At 71.9% G+C, this 6,352-nt stretch carries 6 protein-coding genes; 3 read left to right on the top strand and 3 right to left on the bottom strand.

Translation table 11 applies throughout. From position 1 onward, the window contains the following. The first annotated feature begins 354 nt into the window (after window positions 1–354). The gene (gene gabT, locus G3I41_RS31400) at window positions 355–1,695 is read left to right on the top strand and encodes a 4-aminobutyrate--2-oxoglutarate transaminase (RefSeq protein ID WP_164403926.1); all 1,341 of its coding nucleotides are present in this window, start codon (window positions 355–357) and stop codon (window positions 1,693–1,695) included. 101 nt (window positions 1,696–1,796) lie between these two features. Then, the gene (locus G3I41_RS31395; protein WP_203601919.1) at window positions 1,797–2,615 is read left to right on the top strand and encodes a phosphatase PAP2 family protein; all 819 of its coding nucleotides are present in this window, start codon (window positions 1,797–1,799) and stop codon (window positions 2,613–2,615) included. Here the strand turns inward: G3I41_RS31395 and G3I41_RS31390 are convergent. Together G3I41_RS31390 and G3I41_RS31385 are read right to left on the bottom strand one after the other, a co-directional pair. After that, window positions 2,569–4,392: a glycoside hydrolase family 18 protein gene (locus G3I41_RS31390; RefSeq protein ID WP_164403924.1), complete on the bottom strand. Its 1,824-nt coding sequence runs from the start codon at window positions 4,390–4,392 to the stop codon at window positions 2,569–2,571. The two genes, G3I41_RS31395 and G3I41_RS31390, sit on opposite strands and share 47 nt — an antisense overlap. A gap of 100 nt (window positions 4,393–4,492) precedes the next feature. Beyond that, the gene (locus G3I41_RS31385; protein WP_164403923.1) at window positions 4,493–4,951 is read right to left on the bottom strand and encodes a hypothetical protein; all 459 of its coding nucleotides are present in this window, start codon (window positions 4,949–4,951) and stop codon (window positions 4,493–4,495) included. A gap of 167 nt (window positions 4,952–5,118) precedes the next feature. Here G3I41_RS31385 and G3I41_RS31380 point away from each other — a divergent pair, with 167 nt between their 5' ends. After that, window positions 5,119–5,688: an NADAR family protein gene (locus G3I41_RS31380; RefSeq protein WP_164403927.1), complete on the top strand. Its 570-nt coding sequence runs from the start codon at window positions 5,119–5,121 to the stop codon at window positions 5,686–5,688. A 61-nt stretch (window positions 5,689–5,749) separates the two neighbouring features. Here G3I41_RS31380 and G3I41_RS31375 read toward each other — a convergent pair. Next, on the bottom strand, window positions 5,750–6,352 hold a 603-nt coding region (locus G3I41_RS31375), incomplete at its 5' end, for a DUF4190 domain-containing protein (protein ID WP_164403922.1).

The raw sequence follows: 6,352 nt of genomic DNA, 5'->3' as shown, positions 1-6,352 counted from the left end.
CGGCGGGGGGCGGACCCGCCGGGCGCGGTACGGAGCCTCCGGCCCGCGCGTCGGGCGGCTGCGCGCCCCGCGTGTCCCACGCGCCGTGCGTACCGTCGTTCTCCATGAACCGTTGCCCCCTTGACCAGCCAGGTCCGTCGCTGCACCGGTCAATCTAGTGCGCGTACACGGTGAGTTCAGCAACGCGCCCGGATAGTGACCGCCGGGATCCCGTCCCGTACCCCCGCGCCGCCTTCTGTCCTCCGCGGACAACGACACGTACGCGACCACTACCGATCGGAGCATGCCCGTCCCCGGGTCACGCGCCTAGCCTGCACAACGAAGAAGCGTCCGAAACACCCCCAGGAGCCCCGCATGACCGAAATCCCGCAGGAGCGCCGACTCGTCACCGCCATTCCCGGTCCGAAGTCGGTCGAGCTGCAAGACCGCCGGCTCGCGGCGGTCGCCGCGGGCGTCGGCTCCACCCTGCCGGTGTTCACCGCGCGGGCGGGCGGCGGGATCATCGAGGACGTGGACGGCAACCGTCTGATCGACTTCGGTTCCGGTATCGCCGTGACCTCGGTAGGCGCCTCCGCCGAGGCCGTCGTGCGCCGGGCCTCCGCGCAGCTCGCGGACTTCACCCACACCTGTTTCATGGTCACGCCGTACGAGGGGTACGTGGAGGTCTGCGAGCGGCTCGCGGAGCTGACCCCGGGCGACCACGCGAAGAAGTCCGCGCTGTTCAACTCGGGTGCCGAGGCCGTCGAGAACGCGGTGAAGATCGCCCGCGCGTACACCAAGCGCACCGCGGTCGTCGTGTTCGACCACGGCTACCACGGCCGGACGAACCTCACGATGGCGCTGACCGCCAAGAACATGCCGTACAAGCACGGCTTCGGCCCGTTCGCGCCGGAGGTGTACCGGGTGCCGGTGGCGTACGGCTACCGCTGGCCGACCGGTGCCGAGAACGCCGGCGCGGAGGCGTCCGCCCAGGCCATCGACCAGATCACCAAGCAGATCGGCGCGGAGAACGTCGCCGCGGTCATCATCGAGCCGGTGCTCGGCGAGGGCGGCTTCATCGAGCCGGCCAAGGGCTTCCTGCCGGCGATCGCCCGGTTCGCGAAGGACAACGGCATCGTCTTCGTGGCCGACGAGATCCAGTCGGGCTTCTGCCGGACCGGCCAGTGGTTCGCCTGCGAGGACGAGGGCATCGTCCCGGACCTGATCACCACGGCCAAGGGCATCGCGGGCGGTCTCCCGCTGTCGGCCGTGACCGGCCGCGCCGAGATCATGGACGCGGCGCACGCGGGCGGCCTCGGCGGTACGTACGGCGGCAACCCGGTGGCCTGCGCGGGCGCTCTCGGGGCGATCGAGACGATGCGCGAGCTGGACCTGAACAAGAAGGCGAAGCGGATCGAGGAGGTCATGAAGGGCCGCCTCGAAGGGATGCGCGCGAAGCTGCCGAACGGCGGGCTGATCGGTGACATCCGGGGCCGCGGCGCGATGATCGCCATCGAACTGGTGAAGCCGGGCACGAAGGACCCGAACCCGGAGGCCGCCACCCGGCTCGCGAAGGCGTGCCACGCCGAGGGCGTCCTCGTCCTGACCTGTGGCACGTACGGCAACGTCCTGCGCTTCCTGCCGCCGCTGGTGATCGGCGAAGACCTGCTTGGCGAGGGCCTGGACGTCCTGGAAGGCGCCTTCGCCGGAATCTGAACCCGGGTTCCGTGCGCGCCTGTGAAGAAAAGGTGGGGGGCCGATGGCGGGATACCGTTCCCGCTATCGGTCCCCCTTCGCCTGACGTACGGTTTCCGCAGATGAGAGAAACACCCCGCCCGCAGGGGACTGCGGGTGAATCCGGGTCGGAGCTTCCTCGGCACCGTCCCGGGCGTGCCTTCGCGCACACCACTGGGGCATCACGCTCCGGAACTCCTCACCGATCGGATGGCCGCTCGCCCCACACCCCCCGGGGCGCGCGGCAAACCGGTCCACTCGTCCGCTCCGGAACAACCCCCCCAGTTCCGGGGCGGACGGCTTTCTTCTTCTCCCTGGTGTCGGGCCTGTCGGCCCTCTTCGCGCTGACCACCTGGCAGATCGCCGCCGACGGCCCGCTGCGCGGCCTCGACGAGCGCGCCGGACGGGCCCTCGTCGGCCACGGTCCCCGGTGGCTCACCGAGTTCTTCGCCGATCTCGGCAACATGCAGGTCGCCCTCCCGGTGCTGGCCTGCGCGATCGGGTGGTCGCTGCTGCGCGGACGGCGGTGGGAGGTGCTGGGCGCGGCGCTCGCGATGGCGGCGGTGCCCCTGCTCGTCGTACCGCTGAAGGACTGGATCGCCCGGCCCGGGCCGCTGACGGACGCGACCGGCTACTACCCGTCCGGTCACGCGGCGACGGCCGCGGTGGCGTACGGGGCCTCGGCGCTGCTGCTGGCCGGGCGGGCGCGGCCGGCGTGGATGATGCCCGTCACCGCCGTCCTGCTGACGGCGGTGACGGGCATCGGTCTGGTGCTCCGCGGCTACCACTGGCCGCTGGATGTGCTGGGCAGCTGGTTCCTGTGCGGGCTGCTGCTCCTGCTGCCGTACGGGCTGGTCAGCCGAAGTAGGCGTCGAAGTTCTTCGAGAACTCCCAGTTGTTGAAGCGGTCCCAGTTGACGGACCAGGTCATCAGGCCGCGCAGGCCCGACCAGGTGCCGTGGGTGGCGTAGGAGCCGCAGTCGGTCTTCTTGGTGAGGCAGTTCAGCGCCTTGGTGACCTCGGCGGGCGAGGTGTGTCCGTTGCCCGCCTGAGTGGAGGCCGGCAGGCCGATCGCGATCTGGTCGGGCCGCAGGCCGGGGAAGACCTTCGTCTGGTCGCCGGCGACGGGGAAGCCGGCCATGAGCATGTCGGTCATCGCGATGTGGAAGTCGGCGCCGCCCATGGAGTGGTACTGGTTGTCCAGACCCATGATGGAGCCCGAGTTGTAGTCCTGGACGTGCAGCAGGGTCAGGTCGTCGCGCAGCGCGTGGATCACCGGCAGGTAGGCACCGGCGCGCGGGTCCTGGCCGCCCCAGGGGCCGGAGCCGTAGTACTGGTACCCGAGCTGGACGAAGAAGGTCTCCGGGGCCATGGTGAGGACGAACTTCTCGCCGTACTTGGCCTTGAGGGTCTTCACCGCCGAGATCAGGTTGACGATCACCGGGGTGGTGGGGTTCCGGAAGTCGGTGTCCCCGGTGTTCAGCGAGAGCGAGTGGCCCTCGAAGTCGATGTCCAGGCCGTCGAGACCGTACTCGTCGATGATCTTGCTCACCGAGGAGACGAACATGTCCCGGGCGGCGGTGGTGGCGAGCTGCACCTGGCCGTTCTGGCCGCCGATGGAGATCAGCACCTTCTTGCCGGCCGCCTGCTTGGCCTTGATGGCCGCCTTGAACTCGGCCTCGGACTCGACGTTCGGGCACTCGGTGACCGGGCAGAGCTTGAAGCGGATGTCGCCCGAGGTGACGGAGGTCGGCTCACCGAAGGCCAGGTCGATGACGTCCCAGGAGTCGGGCACGTCCGCCATGCGCGTGTAGCCGGAGCCGTTGGCGAAGCTGGCGTGCAGATAGCCGACGAGCGCGTGGGCGGGCAGCTGGGTACCGGTACCGCCGTCGCTGCCCTTGCTCGTGGTCGCCGAGACCGCGGCCGTCCTGGCGGACTCGCCCGCCTCGTTGACGGCACTGACCTGGAAGCTGTACGCGGTCGAGGCGCTGAGGCCCGTCACGGTCGCCGAGGTCCCGGTGACGCTCTGGACCTTGGTGCCGCCCCGGTACACGTTGTAGCCGGTGGCCCCGGAGGAGCCCGTCCAGGACAGGGCGACCGAGGAGGCGGTGACCGTACCGGTCCTGAGGCCGGTGGGCGCGGAGGGGAGCACGACCGGGTCGCCGCCGGGGCCGATCAGGCTGACGTCGTCGGCGTAGTAGGCCGGGGTGCCGTACCAGCCGTGCGTGTAGATGCTGACGGAGCTGGTGGACGGCCCGGTGGTGAAGGTGGTCGTCAGCTTCTGCCAGCCCGGAGCGGACTGCGTCCAGGTGGAGACGTCCGTCGTGCCGGTGCCCGAGGCGCCGAGGTAGACGTAGCTCCCCTGCACCCAGGCGCTCAGCGTGTACGTGGAGCCGGGCTTCACCTTCACGGACTGGGAGCACTTGGCGTTGTCGCTGCCGGCCGGGGTGGCCTTCAGCGCCGATGTCCCGCCGTGCACGGGGGTGCTGACGGCCGCTCCGCTGCCGCCGGAGCAGGTCCAGCCGGACAGCCCGGCCTCGAAGGTGCCGTTGCTCGCCAGTTCGGCGTCGGCCGCGGCGGCGGTGGGCGCCGAGGCGGCGAGGCCGCCCGCGGTGAGCAGGGCGGCCGAGAAGGCGGCCACAAGTCCGGTCATGCGGGCGGGGGGTCTTGTGCGTTCCACAACGGCCTCCGTACAGGGGGGAATTGGTGCGGCGCGGGGAATTGATGCGGCGCGCACAACATGGTCCAGACCAATCGGGTTGTCAAGACCTCTGGCAGTGTCAGGCCCCCTCGCCTCCCGCCGGGCCCGCCGCCGCCTCGTGCATCGCGAGCTCCAGGAGAACGGCGTCGGTGAGGGTGCCCGAGCCGTCGGGCGGGACGAGCCAGCGCACCTTCCCGGCCGGGCGGCCCGGGTGCGGGACGACGATCCAGGTCCCGCGCCCGGCCCCCCGGACGCCCGTACCGACCCAGCGGGTGACGGTGCCCGGAGGGACGAAGAACCCCATCCGGGACTCGCCGAAGTCCGCGAGGACCGGTCCCGGCCGGTCGATGAGCCTGGTGAGCACGTCGAGCGTGGGGTAGCCCAGCTCCCCCGGCAGGATGAGCACGTCCCAGCGCCGGCCGGCGGGGAGGAGCGCGATCCCCCGCGGATCGCGCTCCCAGTCCCACCGGCAGGCGACCGGATCGGGTGCCGCCGACGCCAGCCACTCGACCGCTGCCCCGACCTCCGAGCCCTTCATGGGCCGCCTCCGTAAGTCCGTGTCGCGCCGCCGGGCGGCGGGCGCGTTCACCGGAGAGAGCGGGCCGGGGCCGATCCATGACGCGGGTTCGGCTACTCATGGGTAGTGATCTGGGTCACGCGGGCCCGTCGTCAGTGGCGGGTGGCAGACTCGGGAGCATGGAACACATGGGGGACGTGCGCAGCGTCGAGGACCTCGTCGAGCTGACCGGCCGCGGCGAGAAGGCGAAGTACCTGCACTTCTGGGGGCACCGGCCGCGCCCGGACGGCAGCATCGGCGCGAGCTGCCTGAGTCAGTGGTGGCCCTCGCCGTTCACGGTCGACGGCGTGACGTACGCGTCGGCGGAGCACTGGATGATGGCCGGCAAGGCCCGGCTGTTCGGCGACGCGGAGGCGGCGGAGCGGGCCGTGGCGGCGAAGAGCCCGGCGGAGGCGAAGAAGACCGGCCGACTGGTCCGGGGCTTCGACGACGCCGTCTGGGAGCGTGAGCGGTACGGCCTGGTGGTGGCGGGCAGCGTGCACAAGTTCGGCCAGGACGCCGAGCTCGCCGCGTTCCTGCTGCGCACCAGTGACCGGGTGCTGGTGGAGGCGAGCCCCATGGACCGGATCTGGGGCATCGGGCTCGCGGCGGACGACCCGCGCGCGCAGGAGCCGGCGGAGTGGCGCGGGCTCAATCTGCTGGGGTTCGCGCTGATGGCGGCCCGGGAGGAGTTGCGGAGCACGGCCGAGTCCCTGTGAGACGGCGCGCGGGGCCGCGGGGGTGTCCCCCGCGGCCCCGCGCGCCGTGGTCCCGGTCCGCTCAGGCCCGTACGGAGAAGTGGCCCAGCGGCGGAAGCCCGCGCGCCTCGGCGACGAGGGAGACGGGCGCGGGTTCGCGGTCGGACCCGCTGTCGTCGTCATCGAAGTCGTCGTTGGTCAGGACCCAGATGAGGAAGCCGAGGAACACCGCGCTGACGACGATCCCGATGGAGCCGAGGATGATCCCGGCGAGTGCCACGCCCGGGTTGTCGGCCTCGCCCCGCTGGGCGCGGCCGCGGCCGATGATGCCGAAGATCAGCGCCAGGACGCCGAGGATGATGCCCAGGCCGTACATGCAGAAGCCGGCCGTCGCGATGATGCCGAGCACCAGGGCCGCGATGCCCAGCCCGTTGGCGGGCGCCGGGCCTCCCCAGGGGTTCCCGTAACCCGGGTAGCCCGGGTAGCCGTACTGCGGCGCCTGGCCGCCGGGGTGGCCGTACTGCGGGGGCTGCGCGCCGGGGTAGCCGTAGCCGGGGACCTGCGCGCCGGGGTAGCCGTACTGCGGCTGGGCGCCGGGGTGGCCGTCCTGGGGCGGCTGCCCGGCCTGCCCCGGGCCGTTCGGTCCGACGGGCGGCGGGGGCACGGCCCCGGGCGTTCCGGGGGC

The organism is Streptomyces sp. SID9727 (assembly GCF_010550605.1).
In the GTDB taxonomy this organism is placed as follows: domain Bacteria; phylum Actinomycetota; class Actinomycetes; order Streptomycetales; family Streptomycetaceae; genus Streptomyces.
Note: the sequence above shows the minus strand (reverse complement) of the source record. Positions and strands in the feature narration are given on the sequence as shown.